The following is a 22,934-nucleotide window of genomic DNA, read 5'->3' as shown; positions in this document are numbered from 1 at the left end:
TCGGTGGATCAAGATCACATTTATCAATGTTGGCACACAAACACAATTACTGCGAAATACATCACACTTTATTCACTGAGAATGAAGATTTTAGCATGAGCCATCACATTTCACTGTCAGTCTCTTTTTGATTGAGGGAAAAACATTGTTCAGGAATCAATAAGGCAGATACCAATATGGTATCAGGAGGGAATACGCTAATGGCGGTTAATTCATGGTAATCAACAACCGCCAATTAGGCCAGATAATGCTGCCGCTTACATCGCCAGCCCGCCTCCGCCGCTGAACGGCTGCTCCCCGGCAATTTTCATGACTTCCGCCCCCAGGGTCACAAACGGCGCCCGGCGGCTGGCATAGATCAGGCCGCCAGATTTTGGACGTACCGCTTTGACCATATCGGTGAGCGGATCGATGATTTCGGCGACCACATCGTCGCGGTTAACCCATTCGCCGGGCTGTTTCAACTGGACTAAAATGCCGGTTGCCGGAGCGGTAACAATCTCCCCGGCGGAAAACGGCAGCATCAGCGTTTCCTGCGCTGGAACCGCAGGCTTAACGCCCGCCAGCACGCCACGGTATTGCAGGTAGCGGTACAGCCGTTCAGCATCATCGCAGGCGGTGGCGTGATTAACATCCTGCTGACCACGCAGCTCGACGGTGACCGCCATGCAGCCGGGCCGCTGCTGTCGCCACGATGGATAGCGGGCGGCCAGACGATGCCACGGCAAGCCGCAGGCCTCATCAAACGAGTTGCCGCCGCTCTCCTGCGACAGCAGCACGGCGCCGATCCCCAGAAACGCCGCCAGCACACCGGCTTCGCTCTGCCAGGCAGGATCGGCATACAGATGTAAAATCGCCCGATCGTCGCAGTGCAGATCCAACACAAGGTCGGCATCGCAGGCGAGGCTCAACAAATGATGACGCAGGGCCTGAACTTCATTGCCGACGGGAGCGGCCGCTAACGCGCTCTGCATTGCGGCGCGCACCCGTTGCAGATACCCGGCTCGCGACACCGGCGATTCCACGTTTAAGTGCTGGCACGCCAGTGCCGCCAGATCGGGGAAGTCGCGGTTAAAATTGCGCCCGCTTCCGAGGTCGAAGCGGCCAATGCCGCTATTGAGCAGCACCTGAGCCAGTCCCGGCGGGTTCGCCACCGGCACCAGAATGATTTCGCCGCGCAGCTCACCGCGCCGTTCCGCCTGGTTCAATAATCTTTTAAGATAATGCAGAACCAGCATGCCCGGAATTTCATCGGCGTGCAGCCCTGCCTGCAGATAGACTTTTTCTCCTGTTCCGGGCTCGCCGAAATGAAAATGACTTAATTGCCGCTGCCCACTAAGGACATGCTCAGGTAATGTATAGTGTTTAATTCTCATTGGACGTCCTGGTTGTGATAAAGAAAGCCCGGCTTGACCGTATCGATCATAAGATCCTTGAAATTCTGCGCCGGGATGGCCGCATTTCTTATCAGAAGCTCTCGGAGCAGGTAAATCTCACCGCTCGTCCCTGTCTGGAACGCGTGCGTAGCCTTGAGCGCGAGGGCATTATCCGCGGCTACAGCGCCATCATTGAACTGCCCGATCCGGAGCACGCTTTTATCGTTCAGGCGCAAATCGCGCTGGCCGACCATGGCCGCTCGCAGCCGATGTTCGAACAGGAAATGCGCCAGACGCCGGAAGTGCTGGATTGCTGGCTGGTCAGCGGCAGCTTCGACTTTCTGGTGCGCATCGGCTGCCGTAGCATGACCCACTACTGCCAGCTGGCGGATAGATGGCTAACCAGTAAAAAATTCCACGTCGATAAAATCGTCACCCTGACGGAGCTGCAGTCCATTAAGCGCACCTGATCAGCCGCGACGAATAAAGGCCAGCCAGCGTCGCTCGGCGCGTGAAAAGGCGAAAATCAGCATAAAGGTGCAGAGCAGATACAGCGCGGCGGCCATCAGAAACGGAATAAACGGCGAATAGGTCATGGCGTAGAAAGCGCGCGCCACGCCGGTAATATCCAGCAAAGTCACGGTGCTGGCCAGCGACGTGGCGTGCAGTAAAAAGACCATTTCATTATTCAGCGCCGGGATCCCCCGTCTGAGGGTGGCGGGCAGGACAAGACGGCGGACGATTTGCCATTTTCCCATACCGTAAGCCTCTCCGGTGATCCACTCCTGGCGCGGAAAGGTCAGCATCATCCCCGCCAGCAGTTCCGCGACGTAGGCCGAAGTATTCAGCACCAGCGCCAGGGTGGCGCAGAAGGTGGCATCGCGAAACAGCAGCCAGAATGGCTGGTCGTTCTGCCAGCCGGTCTGCACGATATCGAACTGCGACAGCCCGTAATAAATCAGCATCAACTGCAGATAAAGCGGCGTGCTGCGGAAAAACCAGGTAAATGCGCGGATGGGTACCGACAGCACGCGCGGGCCGTAAACCTGCCCTACCGCCATCAATATCGCCAGCGCCATGCCGGGAACGATGGCGAGCAAAAACAGCTCCGCGGTCACCGCCAGACCGCTCGCGGCGCCGTTGCCGTCGCTCCATAAATAGCCGGGAATCGCAGCGATAAAGGTTTGCAGATTCATAGCGCCGCCCCCGCCGTCGAAGAACGCAGGGCATAACGTTTCGCCAGACGGTTAAACAGCCAGCTGGAAAGCGCGGTGATAACCATATAAATCAGCGACACCAGAAAGTAGAACAAAAACGGTTTTTGCGTGGCGCGGCCAGCCTGTTCGGCCAGCCATACCATATCCTCCAGACCGAGGATCGAGACCAGCGCCGATGCTTTCATCAGCCCCAGCCAGTTATTGTTGATCCCTGGAATAGCAAAGCTCAGCATCTGCGGCAACATCACCCGGCGGAATACCGTCCACGGACGCATACCGTATGCCTGCGCCGCTTCGGTTTGCCCGCTATCAACGGTAAGAAACGCGCCGCGAAACGTCTCGGTGTAGTAAGCCCCGAACACAAAGCCAATCGCCAGCACGCCGGAAATAAAGGTATTGAAACGAACGGGCCCCAGACCGACCAGCCCCAGCAGCTGGTTCACCAGCATTTCGCCGCCAAAAAACAGCAGCAGCATAATCACCAGTTCAGGGATACCGCGCACCAGCGTGGTATAGCCAGTAGAAAACACGCGCAGCCACGGCGGGCCAAAAAGTTTAATCAGCGCGTTAATCAGCCCCAGCAGCAGGGCCACCAGTAATGAAGAGAACATCACGCACAGCGAAAGCGCCGCGCCGCGTAACAGCAATGGTAAATAGTCTGCGACCATGTTCAGCCTTCCACGGGTGTCGTAAACGGGCGCCAGTCAATGGCTGCGCCCTTGCCTTTACGACTTATTTGCCATAGATATCAAAGCTAAAGTATTTTTTCTGGATGGCATCGTAGGTACCGTCGGCACGGATTGCCTTAATGGCGCCATTCAACGCATCGCGCAGCGCCGGATTGTCTTTATTGACCGCGATCCCAACGTCGGAAGAGATGCCGCCATCCTGGATAACCGGGCCGGCAAAAGCAAATTTCTGCCCACGGGGAGTATCAATAAAGCCGGTCGCCGCCTGGATATTATCCTGCAAAGAGGCGTCGATACGCCCGGAGAGCAGGTCGAGATAGACATTGTCCTGGTTGGCGTAACTGACAATCTTCACGCCATGACTGGCCCAGTTTGCCTTAGCAAACGCTTCATGAGTGGAGCCCGTCTGCACGCCAACGGTCTTGCCTTTCAGGCTGGCGACATCCGGCAGTAGCGGGCTACCCTTACGCGCCACCAGTTGCGCCGCGCTGCGATAGTAGCGGTCGGTAAAGTCCACTTCTTTTTTGCGCTCATCGGTAATATTGAGCGAAGCAATAATGGCATCGTATTTATGCGCGTTGAGGGCGGCGATCATACTTTCAAACGGCTGCTTCACAAAAACGCATTTCGCTTTCAGCTGCGTGCAAAGCGCGTTGGCGATATCAATATCAAAGCCGGTAATTTCCCCGCTGGGCGCCAGAACATCGAAGGGCGGGTAGCCGCCATCAACGCCAAAGCTGATGGTGTCAAACTGCTGGGCGGCAAGCGGCGCGCTAAGCGCCATACAAGCCAGTAAAGCGGCAAGGCGTATTTTCATTTTCGGATTCCCCGGAGTTGGCGCGATGATTAAAAACGCAGTGAGAGGCAGGTCAGCCCGCCATCCATCTTCTTAAATTCGCTGGTATCAAGTTGCACGATCGGCATGCCCAGCTTACTGATTTCACTCAGGGTATAGGGGTACCCCTGCGGCGTAATTAAGGTATCGTTGATCCACAGCGTATTTCCGGCGTAGGACTCTTCCTCCGGGATAACGGTGCGGTTAAAACCGCTAAACGCCGGGTGGTTAACATAGCCTTCCGTCAGCAACAGCGTATTGCGGCCAACATAGTTGACGATTGATTTCAGATGCAGGCCGGCACTGACCTCAACCGCCGTCACGCGATAGCCGTGCGGCTCAACGGCAGCGGCAAACTCGCGGATCCCCTGCTCGTCAGTGCGCGCCGTCAGGCCGATAAAAAACTGTTTATCCACCAGCAGCACGTCGCCGCCGTCCATATGTCCCTGCTCGCTCATCTGCACCAGCGGGCGAAAACCCGCCAGAAGCGGAGCGATGGTATCCACTTCCCCCCGACGACTCGGCGCGCCCGGATGGGTAATCACCGCCAGTTCCGGCATCACTACGGCGGTATCTTCAACAAAGTGCGCGTCCGGATAATCCTCTGCGGCAGGCAGTACGGTGACCTTGAGGCCAAGCCGTAACAAGGTTTCTATATAGGCAAGAAACTGACGGGTGGTATTGGCAACATCCGGTGCGCCTAACCGGGCGGTTGTTTGCCCGGCACCGCAGGTCGCGGCCGGTAAACGAGCGATAGCTTGGGTAAAATGCATTGATAACCCTCTGATGGCATTGGTCTGTATTATTCCCGGAACGGGTTAATTGATTATTAAATAGATGCCGCCACCAGTCAGGCTGAATCGCCCGCCGTCACCCCCGATTTACGCTGTATACGCCCGCGGGGACGACGCATTCCGCTGTAAAGGACGTACGCTTTATCGGATAAGGCGAGGCAGTTATGCACGTTTTTGGGGATGTTTCGTTTATCAGCGCGAATGTTTTTCAGCGGAGTTTTGGCGAAAGCTTGATGGCGTTTATTCGTTTGCTGCCCTGATGCAGTTTGCCGGATGACGAGTTTAGGTTGTTTTTTTATAACGTTCAGCGCCCGGGTAGTTACAGATTGATTGTTGACTCACCGCAGCGGGGTTGGGCGCATCAAGGAAACCTGGCGGGAACGCAGGCGCGCATCCAGGACTGGCCGCCAGGACGGCGGCCAGAGGGCGGGTCGAGACAGGGACAAAATTGCCGGGAGCAATTTTGAACAGCGCTTGCGCTGGCCCTGGAAGGGCGAGTCCCAGGGATGGGACGAGTAGCGTCGAGTCCCGCCCGGTCCGCCAGATGAAGCCGGAGTGGAGCGGACCGCGCAGCGGCAGGTTTTCAGCGCAATGCCGGGGGTCATGGGGGCGGGCGAAACGCCCCCATGCCGTTCACAGGCTGCGAAGATGACCAATATCCTCGTATTTATAGTGAACGGAACAGTCCACTAAGCAAAACCAGGCGAAAACTAAAAATGCGACATTTTCGCCAAAACCACCTTTTAACTAAAGGCTTCCGGCCAACAATAAAACCAACCGCTATTCGCCTTACCGGATGCGTTATTCCCGGATAGGGTTATTATCCGCCAGCACCAGCCCAATCAGTTTTTTAATCGGCATCGCTTTGTAAAAATACCATCCCTGAATCAACGCATTTTCATCGAAGGATTTAACAAATTCAAAATCCATTTTGCTTTCCACGCCTTCAAAAACAATCTGTTTATTCAGCCCGTAGACCACATCGAGAATCGACATCAGAATAGTGCGCTTATACGCATTCTTTAGCCCGTTGACAAAAAACTTATCCAGTTTGACCTCATCATAAAAGACTTCGGTTAACCACAGTAAATTTGATGCCCCGGTACCGAAATCATCGAGCGCAATTTTTAAACCACGATTCATCGCCTCTCGTGAGAATGCGGCAATTTTTTTATAATATTCGTCACTTCGCTCAGTAATCTCAATTTTAATCTGCTGCGGACGAATATGATTATCGCGTAAGATGAGCACAAGGCGCGCAAGAAAGTGGGGATCATTAATTTCATACTTACCAATATTCATCGCCAGCGTGAAATTCTTATCCGCATTCAGAATCGGTTTTAATTCTCTGATCGATTTTTTAACAACCAGCGTCGAGATCTCGTTATACACATTCAGCTTTTCCGCCATCGAAATAAACAGTTCAGGCGATACCTGGCCGAAGATCTTGTCATGCCAGCGAACCAGCGCTTCCACCCCCACAATGCGTTCATTTTTCGCACAGACTATCGGTTGATACTCCAGATAGATTTTTTGATTAACGAGCGCTTTCTTCAGCCGAAACTCCAGCGAACGTCGCGCATTAAGATAGCTCAGAATGGCGTAGACAAACACCACCCCAACAATAAAAGCGAGACTGATGATTAACGCCATAAAGGCCAGGGGAAGTGAATGGAAACCCTGTTTACTTTCAGCCAAATGGGCGCACAAATCATATTGACTGCTGCACAACCTGACTTTTACTAATGACGCTGAATTTCCATTCGTTTTATTCTCATTGAGGAAAACATGACGACCGTTTAAGGTGCTCAATGAAAAATCCAGCCCCCTGTTCTGCTGCGAGAATGAACGAAAGGCGAATGGAGAAGTAAAAGAGACGATATTATCATATTGAGTCATATCCATGACAACACCATAGGGAAGGTAATTTTTCATCCCCTGGTAAATATTATAACCGTTCGACACGACATATTTATTATCAGGCAATAACAACGGTTTTTCGAACATCCCCCAATTAGCGGTACAGACCAGTTTTCCCTTCTCAACAATGCCTAAATCTTCAACATTTGAATATTGCCAGACAATCTCCCGCAAAGCCACAATCGCCTGCGTACCGCAGCTATTAATGCGTCGCGCCTGAACATGACTGATGGAAGAGACGATTTGCGCGGTCACATTTTCAGCATGACTCAGTAACTCACGGCCCTGGTCAGATAAACGACCCCGCTGAATATGCAGCATAAGAGAATTTGTCAGGAGAACGCTAAGCAACACCGTCGCGCCACCACCTGCCAGCAGCCATTTCTTTTTGTTGATAAATTTCATCTTTGCACAGCTCTCGCCTGGCGTCGTGACGTTCCGAGGATGGTTTTAGGAATATTCACCTAACTTACTCAGAAAAAAGCATATTTTCCAGATATATCCAACACTCTTTTCATAATTCCTCCATTTTTAAGCTGCGTTCGCTGACTAAACTAGTATCATGCCGTGAATTGTTTCAGGATGAGATAGCAACGTAATGAAAGATAGCAATAAACACCGTTGGGCGGCGGTACTGGTCGTGGCGATCGTCGCTGGTGGCGCGTACTGGTTTTGGCAGGGACGCGAAACGGCGAACGGTCAGCCTCCTGCGGCAACAGGCCAGGGCGCTAAGGCGCCAGGGTCAGGTGGCGGACGACATGGTCGTTTTGGCGCCACTCTGGCGCCCGTACAGGCGGCGACGGCTACCCGCGAATCGGTGCCTCGCTATCTTTCCGGCCTCGGTACGGTGACGGCGGCGAATACCGTCACCGTACGCAGCCGCGTCGACGGCCAGCTTCTGGCTATCCACTTTACCGAAGGTCAGCAGGTGAAAGCCGGCGATCTGCTGGCGGAAATCGACCCCAGCCAGTTTAAAGTTAACCTCGCCCAGGCACAGGCCGAACTGGCAAAAGACCAGGCTACCCTGGCAAACGCCCGCCGCGATCTGGCGCGCTATCAACAACTGGCCAAAACGAATCTGGTTTCACGTCAGGAGCTCGATACTCAGCAATCGCTGGTCGATGAAACCCAGGCCACCATCAAAGCCGATGAAGCTAACGTTGCCAGCGCGCAGCTGCAGCTGAACTGGAGCCGCATCACTGCGCCGATCGATGGCCGGGTCGGACTAAAGCAGGTTGATATCGGCAATCAGATCGCCAGCGGAGATACCACCGGGATTGTGGTTCTGACGCAAACCCACCCTATCGACCTGGTCTTTACCCTACCGGAAAGCCAAATCGCCACGGTCGTTCAGGCGCAAAAAGCGGGCAAAAAACTGGTCGTCGAAGCCTGGGATCGCACCAACAAACAGAAAATTAGCGAAGGTTATCTGCTAAGTCTTGATAACCAGATTGACGCCACCACCGGCACCATCAAACTTAAAGCGCGCTTTAATAACCAGGATGACGCCCTGTTTCCCAATCAATTCGTGAACGCCCGCATGCTGGTTGATACCGAACAAAACGCAGTGGTGATCCCAGCCGCTGCGCTGCAAATGGGCAATGAAGGGCATTTCGTCTGGGTGCTGAACGACGAAAATCAAGTCAGCAAACACAACGTGACGCCAGGTATCCAGGACAGCCTGAAGGTGGTCATTAACGCCGGTCTTTCTGCCGGAGATCGCGTCGTGACGGACGGTATTGACCGTCTGACGGAAGGCGCGAAGGTTGAAGTGGTGGACGCCCTCAAGGCCACCGGCGCCGCCGAACCGGCGGAAGCCCCCCGCGGCGAACACGGTAAAAAAGGAGCGCGCTCCTGATGCAAGTGTTACCGCCGAGCAGTACGGGTGGCCCTTCCCGTCTGTTTATCCTACGCCCGGTAGCGACAACGCTGTTAATGGTGGCCATTATGCTGGCCGGGATTATCGGCTACCGTTTTTTACCGGTTTCGGCGCTGCCGGAAGTGGATTACCCGACAATTCAGGTGGTAACGCTCTACCCTGGCGCCAGCCCGGACGTGGTCACCTCGTCGATCACCGCCCCGCTTGAACGCCAGTTTGGCCAGATGTCCGGTCTTAAGCAAATGTCGTCCCAGAGTTCCGGCGGCGCTTCCGTGGTCACGCTTCAGTTCCAGTTGACGCTGCCGCTGGATGTCGCCGAGCAGGAAGTGCAGGCGGCGATCAACGCCGCCACTAACCTGCTGCCGTCAGACCTCCCCGACCCGCCTGTCTACAGCAAAGTTAACCCCGCCGACCCGCCGATTATGACGCTTTCGGTCACCTCCTCCGCTATTCCAATGACCCAGGTCGAGGATATGGTGGAAACCCGCGTGGCGCAGAAAATCTCTCAGGTATCCGGCGTCGGTCTGGTGACTCTCGCGGGCGGTCAGCGCCCGGCGGTACGCGTAAAACTTAACGCCCAGGCCATTGCCGCCCTCGGCCTGACCAGTGAAACAATCCGTACCGCAATTACCAGCGCCAACGTCAATTCGGCGAAGGGGAGCCTTGACGGCCCGTCCCGCGCGGTGACGCTTTCCGCCAACGATCAGATGCAGACGGCGGAAGATTACCGTCGCCTGATTATCGCGTATCAGAACGGGGCGCCCATCCGCCTCAGCGACGTCGCCACCGTTGAACAGGGCGCAGAAAACAGCTGGCTCGGAGCATGGGCTAACAATCAGCGGGCGATCGTCATGAACGTTCAGCGCCAGCCGGGGGCCAATATCATCGCCACCGCCGACAGCATCCGCCAGATGCTGCCGCAACTGACCGAAAGCCTGCCTAAATCCGTTAAAGTGCAGGTGCTTTCCGACCGCACCACCAATATTCGCGCTTCGGTCAGCGACACGCAGTTTGAGCTGATGCTGGCTATCGCCCTGGTGGTAATGATTATCTATCTGTTCCTGCGCAACGTTCCGGCCACCATTATTCCCGGCATCGCCGTGCCGCTCTCGCTGGTCGGCACCTTCGCGGTGATGGTGTTCCTCGATTTCTCAATAAACAACCTGACGCTGATGGCCCTGACCATCGCCACCGGGTTTGTCGTCGATGACGCCATCGTGGTTATCGAAAACATTTCGCGCTATATCGAGAAAGGCGAAAAACCGCTGGCCGCCGCGCTGAAAGGGGCCGGGGAGATCGGTTTTACCATTATCTCCCTCACCTTCTCCCTGATCGCGGTGCTGATCCCGCTGCTGTTTATGGGCGATATCGTTGGCCGCCTGTTCCGCGAGTTCGCCATTACCCTGGCGGTGGCGATCCTGATTTCGGCAGTGGTGTCGCTGACCCTGACGCCAATGATGTGCGCCCGCATGCTGAGCCATGACTCGCTGCGCAAGCAAAACCGCTTTTCCCGCGCCAGCGAACGCTTTTTTGAGCAGGTTATCGCCGTTTATGGCCGCTGGCTGGGTCGGGTGCTGAATCATCCCTGGCTGACCCTGAGCGTGACGCTCGGCACCCTGATGTTGTCTATTATGCTGTGGGTCTTTATTCCAAAAGGCTTCTTCCCGATTCAGGACAACGGCATTATTCAGGGTACGCTGCAGGCGCCGCAGTCGGCGTCATTTGCCAACATGGCCGAGCGTCAACAGCAGGTCTCGGCAATCCTTCTTAAGGATCCGGCGGTAGAGAGCCTGACGTCATATGTCGGGGTGGACGGTACCAACCCGGCGCTGAACAGCGCTCGCCTGCAAATCAACCTCAAGCCGCTGGATGAACGTGACGATCGCGTGCAAACGGTGATTGCCCGTCTGCAAAACGCGGTGGACGGCCTTCCCGGCGTCGAACTCTATCTCCAGCCGGTCCAGGATCTGACCATTGATACCACCGTCAGCCGCACCCAGTACCAGTTCACCCTGCAGGCCAACTCGCTCGATGCGCTCAGCAACTGGGTCCCGCAGTTGATGAGCCGCCTGCAGGCATTGCCGCAGCTCTCCGACGTCAGCAGCGACTGGCAGGATAAGGGCCTGGCGGCGTATATTAACGTTGATCGCGATAGCGCCAGCCGTCTTGGCATCAGCATGGCCGATGTTGATAACGCCCTGTATAACGCCTTCGGCCAGCGCCTGATCTCCACCATCTATACCCAGGCAAACCAGTATCGCGTGGTGCTGGAGCATGATACCCGAACCACCCCAGGGCTGGCGGCGCTGGATAATATCCGCCTGACCAGCAGCGATGGCGGAATTGTGCCGCTGAAATCCATCGCCGGCATTGAACAGCGTTTTACGCCGCTGTCGATTAACCATCTCGATCAGTTCCCGGTAACCACGATTTCGTTTAACGTGCCGGACAACTATTCGCTGGGCGATGCGGTAGAGGCGATTCTTGGCGCGGAACAGGCGCTGGACTTCCCGAGCGATATCCGCACCCAGTTCCAGGGCAGTAGCCTCGCCTTCCAGTCGGCGCTCAACAGCACTGTCTGGCTGGTGATTGCCGCGGTGGTGGCGATGTATATCGTGCTCGGCGTACTGTATGAAAGCTTTATTCACCCGATCACTATTTTGTCCACCCTGCCGACTGCCGGGGTCGGCGCGCTGCTGGCGCTGTGGCTGGCCGGGAGCGAACTGGACGTTATCGCCATTATCGGCATCATCCTGCTGATCGGCATCGTCAAGAAAAACGCCATCATGATGATCGACTTTGCGCTGGCCGCCGAACGCGAACAGGGCATGCCGCCGCGCGAGGCGATCTATCAGGCCTGTCTGCTGCGTTTTCGCCCGATCCTGATGACCACCCTCGCCGCCCTGCTCGGCGCGCTGCCGCTGATGTTCAGTACCGGCGTTGGCGCGGAACTACGTCGGCCGCTGGGGATCGGTATGGTCGGTGGCCTGATGCTAAGTCAGGTGCTGACCCTGTTTACCACACCGGTTATCTATCTGCTGTTCGACCGCCTGTCGCTGTATATGAAGCGTCGGTTCCCACGGCATGAAGAGGAGGCGTAAGTGAAGTTTTTCGCGCTCTTCATTTACCGGCCAGTGGCGACGATTCTGATTTCGCTTGCTATCACCCTGTGCGGGGTGCTCGGTTTCCGCCTGCTGCCGGTGGCGCCGCTGCCGCAGGTGGATTTTCCGGTGATTATGATCAGCGCGTCGCTGCCCGGCGCATCGCCGGAAACCATGGCCTCTTCGGTGGCGACGCCGCTGGAACGCTCGCTGGGGCGGATTGCCGGGGTCAATGAGATGACCTCCACCAGTTCTCTTGGCAGTACGCGGATCATTCTGGAGTTCAACTTTGACCGCGATATCAACGGCGCCGCACGCGACGTGCAGGCGGCGATTAACGCCGCCCAAAGCCTGCTGCCGAGCGGCATGCCGGGGCGCCCGACTTACCGCAAGGCCAACCCGTCCGATGCGCCGATCATGATCCTCACCCTCACCTCGGAGACGTACTCCCAGGGCGAGCTCTATGATTTCGCCTCCACCCAACTGGCGCAGACCCTTTCCCAGATTGCCGGCGTCGGCGACGTTGACGTCGGCGGCAGTTCGCTGCCAGCGGTGCGCGTAGACCTTAACCCGCAGGCGCTGTTTAACCAGGGCGTATCCCTGGACGCGGTGCGTACCGCCATCAGCAGCGCCAACGTGCGTAGGCCGCAGGGCGCGCTGGAAGACAGTACCCGCCGCTGGCAGGTAGCAACCAACGACGAACTGAAAACCGCCGCCGAATATCAGCCGCTCATCGTGCACTACAACAACGGCTCGCCGGTGCGACTGGGCGACGTAGCCAATGTCACCGATTCGGTGCAGGATGTGCGCAACGCCGGGATGACCAACGCCAAACCGGCGATTTTGCTGATGATCCGCAAGCTGCCGGAAGCCAATATTATTGATACGGTAGACAGCATTCGCGCTCGTCTGCCGGAACTACAGCGCACGATCCCGGCGTCTATCGATCTGCAAATCGCTCAGGACCGCTCGCCAACCATCCGCGCGTCGCTGGAAGAGGTCGAACAAACCCTGGTGATCGCCGTCGCGCTGGTGATCCTCGTGGTATTCCTGTTCCTGCGCTCAGGACGGGCGACGCTGATCCCGGCGGTGGCGGTTCCGGTATCGCTGATAGGCACCTTCGCGGCGATGTATTTGTGCGGTTTCAGCCTCAATAACCTGTCGCTGATGGCGCTGACCATCGCCACCGGTTTCGTGGTCGATGACGCTATCGTGGTGCTGGAAAACATCGCTCGCCATCTTGAAGCGGGTATGAAACCGCTGCAGGCGGCGCTACAGGGAAGCCGGGAAGTCGGTTTTACCGTGCTGTCGATGAGCCTGTCGCTGGTGGCGGTATTCCTGCCGCTGCTGCTGATGGGCGGCCTGCCGGGAAGGCTGCTGCGGGAATTCGCCGTCACCCTGTCGGTGGCGATCGCTATTTCGCTGGCGATGTCGCTGACCCTGACACCGATGATGTGCGGCTGGCTGCTCAAAAGCGGCAAGCCCGACGAGCCGACGCGCAAGCGCGGTTTTGGCCGTCTGCTGGTGGCGATTCAGGTCCAATACGGTAAGTCGCTGAAGTGGGTTCTGCAACATCATCGTCTGACTGGCCTGGTGCTGCTGGCTACCATCGCGCTAAGCGTCTGGCTCTATATCTCTATTCCAAAAACGTTCTTCCCGGAGCAGGATACCGGGGTGCTGATGGGCGGTATTCAGGCCGATCAAAGCATTTCGTTCCAGGCGATGCGCGGCAAGCTGCAGGACTTTATGAAGATCATTCGTGAAGATCCGGCTGTCGATAACGTAACCGGTTTTACCGGCGGCTCGCGGGTCAACAGCGGGATGATGTTTATCACCCTCAAGCCCCGCGATAAGCGCCATGAAACGGCGCAGCAGATTATCGACCGACTGCGTAAAAAGCTGGCCAGGGAGCCGGGCGCTAACCTGTTCCTGATGGCGGTACAGGATATTCGCGTCGGCGGTCGTCAGGCCAACGCCAGCTACCAGTACACCCTGCTGTCGGATGACCTTGCGGCGCTGCGGGAGTGGGAGCCCAAAATCCGTAAAGCGCTGGCGGCGCTGCCGGAGCTGGCCGATGTGAACTCGGACAGCCAAAATAACGGCGCGGAGATGGCGCTGCTCTATGACCGCGATACCATGTCGCGGCTGGGCATCAGCGTGCAGGATGCCAATAACCTGCTAAATAACGCCTTTGGCCAACGGCAGATCTCGACCATCTACCAGCCGTTGAACCAGTACAAGGTGGTGATGGAAGTCGACCCGATTTACACCCAGGATGTCAGCGCGCTGGATAAAATGTTCGTCATCAACAGCGAAGGTCAACCAATTCCGCTCTCCTCATTCGCCAAATGGCAACCGGCCAACGCCCCGCTGTCGGTGAATCATCAGGGGCTGTCGGCGGCATCGACCATCGCCTTTAACCTGCCGATCGGTAAGTCGCTGTCGCAAGCCAGCGACGCCATCAACCGGGCGATGACCCAGCTTGGCGTGCCGTCCAGCGTGCGCGGCGCGTTTGCCGGTACCGCGCAGATATTCCAGCAAACGATGAACGCACAGGTGATCCTGATCCTCGCCGCCATCGCCACGGTCTATATCGTGCTGGGGATCCTCTATGAGAGCTACGTTCATCCGTTGACCATTCTCTCCACGATCCCTTCCGCCGGCGTCGGCGCGTTGCTGGCGCTGGAACTTTTCAATGCGCCATTCAGCCTCATCGCGCTGATTGGCATTATGCTGTTAATTGGTATCGTGAAGAAAAACGCCATTATGATGGTCGATTTCGCGCTGGAAGCGCAGCGCAATGGTAACCTGCCGCCTGAAGAGGCTATCTTCCAGGCTTGTCTGCTGCGCTTCCGCCCAATTATGATGACGACCCTGGCGGCGTTATTTGGCGCGCTGCCGCTGGTATTATCCGGCGGTGATGGCGCCGAACTACGCCAGCCGCTAGGGATTACGATTGTCGGCGGTCTGGTGATGAGCCAGCTATTGACCCTGTACACCACGCCGGTGGTCTATCTGTTCTTCGACCGTCTACAGCGGCGTTTTGCACGCAAACGTCCGCAACCGGTAAGTGAATAAAATGATCGATTTACCGCCCAACGTACGCTGGCAATTATGGATAGTGGCATTCGGCTTCTTTATGCAGTCTCTGGATACCACCATCGTTAATACCGCCCTCCCCTCAATGGCTAAAAGTCTGGGAGAGAGTCCGCTGCATATGCATATGGTGATTGTTTCTTATGTGCTGACGGTGGCGGTGATGCTGCCCGCCAGTGGCTGGCTGGCGGACCGGGTTGGCGTGCGTAATACCTTTTTCAGCGCCATCATCCTGTTTACCACCGGTTCGCTGTTCTGCGCCCAGGCCGGTACGCTCGATCAGTTGATACTCGCCCGCGTGTTACAGGGCATCGGCGGCGCGATGATGGTTCCCGTTGGCCGTCTGACGGTGCTGAAAATCGTTCCCCGCGAGCAGTATATGGCGGCGATGACCTTCGTCACCTTGCCCGGCCAGGTCGGCCCTCTGCTCGGCCCGGCGCTCGGCGGCATTCTGGTGGAATACGCGACCTGGCACTGGATCTTCCTGATTAACATTCCGGTGGGGATTGTCGGCGCTATCGCCACGCTGTGCCTGATGCCCAACTACACCCTGCAAACGCAGCGCTTTGATATTTTGGGATTTATTCTGCTGGCGACGGGAATGGCGACCCTGACCCTGGCGCTCGACGGTCAAAAAGGGCTCGGTATCTCCCCACTATGGCTGGCCGTTCTGGTGACGCTCGGCATTGCGGCGATTCTGCTCTATCTGTGGCACGCCCGCGGCAATCTCAACGCGCTATTCAGCCTGAAGCTGTTTGGTAATCGCACTTTCGCCCTCGGACTCGGCGGCAGCTTCGCCGGGCGTATCGGCAGCGGTATGCTGCCGTTTATGACCCCGGTATTTTTGCAGATTGGCCTCGGCTTTACGCCGTTCCATGCCGGTCTGATGATGATCCCGATGGTGCTTGGCAGTATGAGTATGAAACGCATCGTGGTGCAGGTGGTCAATCGCTTTGGCTATCGTCGGGTGCTGGTGGCTTCGACGCTGGGTCTGGCGCTGGTGAGCCTGCTGTTTATGACCATCGCGCTTGCGGGCTGGTACTGGCTGTTGCCGCCGGTGCTGTTCCTGCAAGGAATGATTAATTCCAGCCGCTTCTCATCAATGAACACCCTGACCCTGAAGGACCTGCCCGCCGATCTGGCCAGCAGCGGTAACAGTATGCTGTCGATGGTGATGCAACTGTCGATGAGTATCGGCGTCACCATCGCCGGGATGCTGCTGGGCCTCTACGGCCACCAGCATATCAGCGCTGATGTGGCTACCACACATCAGGTCTTTCTTTATACCTACTTAAGCATGGCGGTGTGTATTGCGCTACCCGCGCTGATTTTTTCCCACGTACCGGACGATACCACCGTCAATAGCGTGATTCGTCGTCGTAAAAGGAGTGAATCTTGAGGTTCTGGCGTCCCGGTATTACCGGCAAGCTGTTTATTGCGATCCTCGCAACCTGTATCGTGCTGTTAATCAGCATGCACTGGGCGGTGCGTATCAGCTTTGAACGCGGTTTTATCGACTATATTAAGCGCGGAAATGAACAGCGTCTGACCATGCTGGGGGATGCCCTGAGCGAACAGTATGCTCAGCACGGTAACTGGAAATTCCTGCGTAATAACGATCGCTTTATTTTTCAGCTACTGAAAACCTTCGATCGCGACAACGACGATCGTCCTCTGCCGGGGCGCGGTATGCCGCCAGACCCGATGGACGGGCCAGTACCGAACTCCGGCCCACAAAATATGCCGCCGGATATCGTTCCAGGCCCGCCGCCTGATGGCCGTGGGCCCCCGGAACTTCCTCCGCATATCTGGCGCACCATGTTTTGGGTGGTCGATCAAAAAGGGCGTGTACTGGTAGGGCCGCGCGAACCGGTCCCGGAGGAGGGTAGCCGACGCAACATTATGGTCAACGGCGTGCAGGTTGGCGCCGTGATCGCGTCGCCGGTTGAACGCCTGACGCGTAACACCGATATCAACTTCGATCGTCAGCAGAAACGCACCAGTTGGCTGATTGTCGCGCTGGCAACTCTGCTGGCGGCGCTCGCCACCTTTCCGCTGGCGCGCGGTCTGCTCGCCCCGGTTAAAAGACTGGTTGAAGGTACGCACCGCCTCGCCGCAGGGGATTTCTCCACGCGCGTAACGGCCACCAGCAGCGATGAACTGGGGCGGCTGGCAAAGGACTTTAACCAGTTGGCCAGCACCCTTGAGCGCAATCAGCGAATGCGCCGGGATCTGATGGCGGATATCTCCCACGAGCTTCGTACGCCGCTGGCGGTACTGCGCGGCGAACTGGAAGCTATCCAGGACGGCGTGCGAAAATTCACACCGGACTCCATCACCTCCCTGCAGGCGGAGGTCGCGACGCTCACCAAGCTGGTCGATGATTTACATCAGCTTTCGATGTCAGACGAAGGCGCGCTGGCCTATCAGAAAACCTCCGTCGATATCATCAACCTGCTGGAAGTCGCCGCCGGAGCGTTTCGTGAACGCTTCATCAGTCGCGGGTTGTCGATCGGCGTCTCGCTGCCGGAAAGCGCGACGGTTTTTGGCGATCGGGATCGCCTGATGCAGTTGTTCAACAACCTGCTGGAAAACAGCCTGCGCTATACCGATCGCGGCGGTCGCCTGCAGATCGACGTCAGCGAAGATCGCCATACGCTGGTTATCGACTTTGCCGATAGCGCGCCAGGCGTCACCGATGAACAACTGGCGCGGCTGGTTGAACGTTTTTACCGTACCGAAGGGTCGCGCAATCGCGCCAGCGGCGGTTCTGGTTTAGGGCTGGCGATTTGCCTTAACATCGTCACGGCCCACGGCGGCACATTACGCGCCAGCCATTCGCCTTTAGGCGGCGTTAGCATTAAAGTAGAGTTACCTCTGGAACGTCATTTATCGAGGGACGTATGACTGAATTACCTGTTGATGAAAACACGCCACGCATTCTTATCGTGGAAGATGAGCCTAAGCTGGGTCAATTGCTGATCGATTATCTACAGGCGGCAGGCTATGCGCCGACGCTCATTAATCACGGCGATCAGGTTCTGCCGTACGTCCGCCAGACGCCACCGCATCTGATCCTGCTGGATCTGATGCTGCCCGGCACCGACGGGCTCACCCTGTGCCGGGAAATCCGCCGCTTCTCGGAAGTGCCGGTGGTCATGGTGACGGCCAAAATTGAAGAGATCGACCGTCTGCTGGGGTTAGAGATCGGTGCTGACGACTATATCTGTAAGCCCTACAGCCCGCGTGAAGTTGTGGCCCGCGTAAAAACCATTCTTCGCCGCTGTAAACCGCGGCGCGACCTGCAGGAACTGGATGCGAAAAGCCCGCTGATTGTCGACGAAGGCCGCTTTCAGGCCTCCTGGCGCGGCAAGTTGCTGGATCTGACGCCCGCGGAGTTCCGCCTGTTGAAGACCCTCTCTCAGGAGCCGGGGAAGGTCTTTTCCCGCGAGCAACTGCTCAACCATCTGTACGATGATTACCGGGTCGTGACCGACCGGACTATCGACAGCCATATCAAGAACCTGCGGCGCAAGCTGGAGTCGCTGGATGCCGATCAGTCGTTTATCCGCGCCGTCTACGGGGTCGGATACCGTTGGGAAGCCGATGCCTGTCGGCTGGCGTAATTACATTGCCGCTTCTGGTTATCTCCCCGGTGGCGCTGACCGGGGATACGGGGTCACCGCCGTCTGAGAAACGGATAACCCGCAGCCGCATCCCCGGCGGCAGACTTTAATTCCCCTATTGTGTCGCGCCCCGGTTCGCTATCCGCTAAAGATAGCCCCTGATATTTACTCCCCCTTCCCGCAGCGCTACAATGCCCGCCCTTAATGTGGGGACACTCCCCAACTCGCCGTACCTGGTGCGGCGGATCTGACCTGTCATCAGAACGAGAAAATCATGTTTAAACCGGAACTCCTTTCCCCGGCGGGAACGCTGAAAAATATGCGTTACGCTTTCGCTTACGGCGCCGATGCCGTCTACGCGGGCCAGCCGCGTTACTCCCTGCGCGTGCGCAATAACGAATTCAACCATGAAAATCTTCAGCTCGGTATCAATGAAGCCCACGCGTTGGGTAAAAAATTCTATGTGGTAGTCAACATCGCGCCGCATAACGCCAAGCTGAAAACCTTTATTCGTGACCTGAAGCCGGTGGTGGAAATGGGGCCGGATGCGCTGATTATGTCCGATCCGGGGTTAATCATGCTGGTACGGGAAAATTTCCCGGCGATGCCGATTCATCTTTCGGTGCAGGCCAATGCCGTTAACTGGGCGACGGTCAAGTTCTGGCAGCAAATGGGGTTGAGCCGGGTCATTCTGTCGCGTGAACTGTCGCTGGATGAAATCGCCGAAATTCGCAGCCAGGTGCCGGATATGGAAATTGAAATTTTCGTTCACGGCGCGCTGTGCATGGCCTATTCCGGTCGCTGCCTGCTCTCCGGCTACATCAATAAGCGCGACCCGAATCAGGGGACCTGCACCAACGCCTGCCGCTGGGAATATAACGTTCAGGAAGGCAAAGAAGACGACGTCGGCAACATCGTGCATAAATACGAGCCGATTCCGGTACAGAACGTCGAGCCGACGCTGGGTATCGGCGCGCCGACCGACCAGGTATTTATGATTGAAGAAGCCAAACGTCCGGGCGAATACATGACCGCGTTTGAAGACGAACACGGCACCTACATCATGAACTCAAAAGATCTGCGCGCCGTTGCGCACGTTGAGCGCCTGACTCAAATGGGCGTCCATTCGCTGAAAATCGAAGGTCGTACCAAATCCTACTACTACTGCGCGCGTACCGCTCAGGTCTACCGCAAAGCCATTGACGACGCAGCCGCAGGCAAACCTTTCGATACCAGCCTGCTGGAAACGCTGGAAGGCCTGGCTCATCGCGGCTACACCGAAGGTTTTCTGCGCCGCCATACCCATGACGATTACCAGAATTACGAGTACGGCTACTCCGTTTCCGGGCGCCAGCAGTTTGTCGGCGAATTCACCGGCGAGCGCCGTGGGGACCTGGCGGCGGTTGCGGTGAGGAACAAATTCTCCCTCGGCGACAGTCTTGAACTGATGACGCCGCAAGGCAACGTCAACTTTACCCTCGAACATATGGAAAACGGTAAAGGCGAAATGACGCCGGTCGCGCCGGGCGATGGCCACACCGTATGGCTGCCTGTTCCGCAGGATATGACGCTACAGTACGCGTTACTGATGCGCAATTTTTCTGGTCAGACAACCAGAAACCCGCACAGTAACTCGTTAATTTAGGTTATTTTTCTCAATGTGAGGATATTAGAAACGGATCACATACCCTTTCCGTCAAAAAAGATATTATCCATTTCGCTGAAAAACATAACCCATAAATGCTAGCTGTACCAGGAACCACCTCCTTAGCCTGCGTAATCTCCCTTACGCGGGCTTATTTTTTATCATCATTCAGGTCTTCACGTTGTTCATGCGGTACACTTTATGCATCTCTGTGCAATAAAGGTTCCCCCGATAATGTCTACGTTTCCAGCCAGCTTACTGATTCTGAACGGCAAAGGCGCCAATGAACCGCAGCTACGCGAAGCGGTCGCACTGTTACGCGATGAAGGTGTCGATATCCACGTCCGCGTCACCTGGGAAAAAGGCGATGCGGCGCGGTTTGTCGATGAAGCCCTGACGCTGAAGGTCGAAACGGTAATTGCCGGCGGTGGCGACGGTACGATCAACGAGGTTGCCACCGCGCTGGTCGCGCGCGGCAGCGAAATGGCGCTGGGGATTTTGCCGCTGGGCACGGCGAATGACTTCGCCACCAGCGTCGGTATCCCGCAGGATCTCGCCAGCGCGTTAAAACTGGCTATCGTTGGCCGCGATGTGGCGATTGATATTGCGCGAGTTAATGGCAAGACCGGTTTTATCAATATGGCCACCGGCGGTTTCGGCACGCGAATTACCACTGAAACCCCGGAAAAATTAAAGGCCGCGCTTGGCGGTGTCTCGTATTTGATTCACGGTCTGATGCGAATGGATACCCTGAAGCCGGATCGCTGTGAAATCCGCGGCGAAAATTTTCACTGGCAGGGCGATGCGCTGGTCATCGGTATCGGCAACGGTCGCCAGGCCGGAGGGGGTCAGCCGTTATGTCCGGAGGCGTTAATCAACGATGGTCTGCTGCATCTGCGTATTTTTACCGGTGAAGAGCTGATTCCCGCGCTATTCAACACCCTTGCCAACCCGGATAACTCCCCGAATCTGATTGACGGCGTCTCCTCATGGTTTGAGATAACCGCCCCGCACGAGATGACGTTTAACCTTGATGGCGAGCCGCTAACGGGAAAAAACTTCCGTATGGAACTCTTACCGGCCGCACTGCGCTGCAGGCTGCCGCCAGATTGCGCACTGTTACGTTAGGCCGTCTCCCGCAAAAGTGCGTCAGTGCCAGCGCGAGCCGTGCAGCCGGACAGGCACAATATGCCCTGCGCCCTCTGACTTGATGACGGGTTATGAACGCGACGACGTCACCCCGACCGGCGACGGGACATAATCGGCTTCAGGTCTCGCAAAACAGTACTGGCGCCCGGCTGGTGTAAAACAATCGGGTTCGTTCATTTATCCGTTGGATATTAAGGTAAAACGGTACCTGCGGCTTGAGGAAAAAAGGCGGCAGGATACGTTTTATCTGCCCCTGCACCTCCTCTTCCGCCTTGCCTGTGCCCGCGGAGATATTTTCCGAACGCATGAAATAGTGCTCACCGTCACGGGTAAAGCTAAACCAGACGCTCTGATTGATAGTAAATGGACGTCCCTCCAGGGGCGTAATTTCCCCTCGCACAATCACCAACCCGCGGTTACTATCAAATATGTAACGTACTGACACATCCCCCTGGAAATCTGTGTTAAATAATCGCATTTCCCCGCTGCACTGGAAATGATTTTGCTGCCAATATTGCCAGGATTTTATTACTAAAGCGGTTAACAAACTGATAAAAATGATAGCCATTAACCATTTAATGCTATGCAAGCGCATTCTGTACCTACTTAATATAATAACTGGTGAGGCATTGATTATCACGCCATGGACTAAATGGCTGACGGCAGCTTATCACCGAAACGCGGGCCTGCCCCGGATACAGGGTTAAATAAATCCACGGATAGGTTTTACATTCAAAATGGTTAAGATCGCTAAATTTCTCATGTGGATAATGATCGACAACATCATTATTGGCAAAAAAATAACATTGTTGTGACGTTTTCACATTAACCGGTAAATACCGTTGCAGATAAGAATCGAATTCGGTTTGCCAGGCAATAAACCCCATTATCAGGCAACTTAGCAACGCCGCAACCGCCCATATGAGAGGGAATTGCGGCCTCAACCGCTTTTTTTCCGGGGGACTTGCCGTCGCAACCTCCGCAGTAGCCACCGGGATAAGCGGTACCGTTTCCTGTGTGTCCGACGGGGATTCAATAACCGCCAGCTGCGCATCCAGCCTGACGCCGACTCTGGGTACCGTCACAATTATCTCTTGCCCGACGCCCAGTTGCTTAAAAGCACGACGGAGTAAAGAAATATTCTGGTAAAAACAGTTGTTGGTTACCTGCAAGCCATGCTTTATCCACACTTCCTGAAAAAAAGCGTCACGCGCGACTATTTCGCCATCTTGTTGAATTAGCAACAATAAACAACGGCAGGCCGGGATATTCAATAAAACACGCTTCGAATTATCTGGAATAAGTATTAGAGTGCTTCTCTGAGGAATAAAAGCAATTCTTCCATTAATCGTATATGTTTTTTCCATCCTGTTCCCTGAGAATAGTAATCGTTTGGATGAAGGCGGCATAATGCCAGAGTGCAAATGAGATAATTCTTAATACGCAGAAACGCTTTAGGATTATTCGTAAGCGATTTTACTCTATTACGGTGAGGAACTGGAGATGCCTTATGCAGGTTTTCGCTATTACAAGCAAAGTTTAAGTGCATTTACAACACAAAACATGTCAGAACCGAGGAAAAAACTGGATATCCATTCCAGAAAAAC

General features: G+C 55.8%; 17 protein-coding genes. 9 read left to right on the top strand and 8 right to left on the bottom strand.

The annotated features are described in order from the left end of the window. Positions 1-257 precede the first annotated feature (257 nt). A complete protein-coding gene (locus ABK821_RS13420) occupies positions 258-1,376 on the bottom strand; it encodes a succinylglutamate desuccinylase/aspartoacylase family protein (RefSeq protein ID WP_138359930.1) in 1,119 nt (372 codons plus the stop codon). Positions 1,377-1,390: 14 nt separating this feature from the next. On the opposite strand from ABK821_RS13420, the gene ABK821_RS13415 reads away from it, so the two are divergent. After that, positions 1,391-1,846, top strand: a complete 456-nt coding sequence (locus ABK821_RS13415) for an Lrp/AsnC family transcriptional regulator (protein ID WP_343178926.1) — start codon at positions 1,391-1,393, stop codon at positions 1,844-1,846. Here ABK821_RS13415 and ABK821_RS13410 read toward each other — a convergent pair whose 3' ends face one another. The 5 genes from ABK821_RS13410 to ABK821_RS13390 all read right to left on the bottom strand — a co-directional run bounded on the left by ABK821_RS13410 (position 1,847) and on the right by ABK821_RS13390 (position 7,236). Beyond that, positions 1,847-2,572, bottom strand: coding sequence for an ABC transporter permease (locus ABK821_RS13410; protein ID WP_138359932.1), 726 nt, complete (start codon positions 2,570-2,572; stop codon positions 1,847-1,849). It abuts the gene before it with no gap. Beyond that, a complete protein-coding gene (locus tag ABK821_RS13405) occupies positions 2,569-3,261 on the bottom strand; it encodes an ABC transporter permease subunit (protein WP_343178925.1) in 693 nt (230 codons plus the stop codon). Before ABK821_RS13405 ends, ABK821_RS13410 begins: the two co-directional genes overlap by 4 nt. Before the next feature lie 64 nt (positions 3,262-3,325). Further along, the gene (locus tag ABK821_RS13400; protein WP_138359934.1) at positions 3,326-4,099 is read right to left on the bottom strand and encodes an ABC transporter substrate-binding protein; all 774 of its coding nucleotides are present in this window, start codon (positions 4,097-4,099) and stop codon (positions 3,326-3,328) included. Between the two features lie 29 nt (positions 4,100-4,128). After that, positions 4,129-4,890: an arginine deiminase family protein gene (locus ABK821_RS13395; RefSeq protein WP_343178924.1), complete on the bottom strand. Its 762-nt coding sequence runs from the start codon at positions 4,888-4,890 to the stop codon at positions 4,129-4,131. A gap of 822 nt (positions 4,891-5,712) precedes the next feature. After that, entirely contained in the window at positions 5,713-7,236 is a 1,524-nt protein-coding gene (locus tag ABK821_RS13390; protein ID WP_343179016.1) for an EAL domain-containing protein, read from the bottom strand. Between the two features lie 193 nt (positions 7,237-7,429). Between ABK821_RS13390 and ABK821_RS13385 the strand changes: the two genes are divergently transcribed. From ABK821_RS13385 to yegS, 8 genes are all read left to right on the top strand, one after another. After that, positions 7,430-8,689, top strand: coding sequence for an MdtA/MuxA family multidrug efflux RND transporter periplasmic adaptor subunit (locus ABK821_RS13385; protein ID WP_142502246.1), 1,260 nt, complete (start codon positions 7,430-7,432; stop codon positions 8,687-8,689). Beyond that, the gene (locus ABK821_RS13380; protein ID WP_343179017.1) at positions 8,689-11,811 is read left to right on the top strand and encodes an MdtB/MuxB family multidrug efflux RND transporter permease subunit; all 3,123 of its coding nucleotides are present in this window, start codon (positions 8,689-8,691) and stop codon (positions 11,809-11,811) included. Before ABK821_RS13385 ends, ABK821_RS13380 begins: the two co-directional genes overlap by 1 nt. After that, positions 11,812-14,889 carry a multidrug efflux RND transporter permease subunit MdtC gene (mdtC, locus tag ABK821_RS13375; RefSeq protein WP_142502249.1) on the top strand — a complete coding sequence of 1,026 codons (3,078 nt, stop codon included), beginning with the start codon at positions 11,812-11,814 and terminating at the stop codon, positions 14,887-14,889. Between the two features lies 1 nt (position 14,890). Further along, the gene (locus ABK821_RS13370; protein ID WP_343179018.1) at positions 14,891-16,306 is read left to right on the top strand and encodes an MFS transporter; all 1,416 of its coding nucleotides are present in this window, start codon (positions 14,891-14,893) and stop codon (positions 16,304-16,306) included. Then, on the top strand, positions 16,303-17,814 hold the full coding sequence (gene baeS / locus ABK821_RS13365; RefSeq protein ID WP_142502251.1) for a two-component system sensor histidine kinase BaeS: 1,512 nt from the start codon (positions 16,303-16,305) through the stop codon (positions 17,812-17,814). Before ABK821_RS13370 ends, baeS begins: the two co-directional genes overlap by 4 nt. After that, positions 17,811-18,533, top strand: a complete 723-nt coding sequence (baeR, locus tag ABK821_RS13360; RefSeq protein WP_142502252.1) for a two-component system response regulator BaeR — start codon at positions 17,811-17,813, stop codon at positions 18,531-18,533. The genes baeS and baeR overlap by 4 nt, the downstream gene beginning before the upstream one ends. A 274-nt stretch (positions 18,534-18,807) precedes the next feature. Beyond that, positions 18,808-20,178 (top strand): tRNA 5-hydroxyuridine modification protein YegQ, encoded by a 1,371-nt coding sequence (gene yegQ, locus ABK821_RS13355; RefSeq protein WP_138359943.1) that lies wholly within the window; start codon positions 18,808-18,810, stop codon positions 20,176-20,178. 234 nt (positions 20,179-20,412) lie between these two features. Further along, positions 20,413-21,306 carry a lipid kinase YegS gene (yegS, locus tag ABK821_RS13350; RefSeq protein ID WP_343179019.1) on the top strand — a complete coding sequence of 298 codons (894 nt, stop codon included), beginning with the start codon at positions 20,413-20,415 and terminating at the stop codon, positions 21,304-21,306. A gap of 139 nt (positions 21,307-21,445) precedes the next feature. On the opposite strand, the gene ABK821_RS13345 is transcribed toward yegS, so the two are convergent. Together ABK821_RS13345 and ABK821_RS13340 are read right to left on the bottom strand one after the other, a co-directional pair. Further along, entirely contained in the window at positions 21,446-21,772 is a 327-nt protein-coding gene (locus ABK821_RS13345) for a hypothetical protein (RefSeq protein WP_241675612.1), read from the bottom strand. 157 nt (positions 21,773-21,929) lie between these two features. Beyond that, positions 21,930-22,694, bottom strand: a complete 765-nt coding sequence (locus ABK821_RS13340) for a winged helix-turn-helix domain-containing protein (protein WP_142502254.1) — start codon at positions 22,692-22,694, stop codon at positions 21,930-21,932. Positions 22,695-22,934 lie beyond the last annotated feature (240 nt).

Source organism: Klebsiella sp. KE9456, from assembly GCF_043832615.1.
Lineage (GTDB): Bacteria > Pseudomonadota > Gammaproteobacteria > Enterobacterales > Enterobacteriaceae > Klebsiella > Klebsiella indica.
The sequence above is the reverse complement of the archived record's forward strand: the minus strand, read 5'-3'. Positions and strand labels throughout refer to the sequence as shown.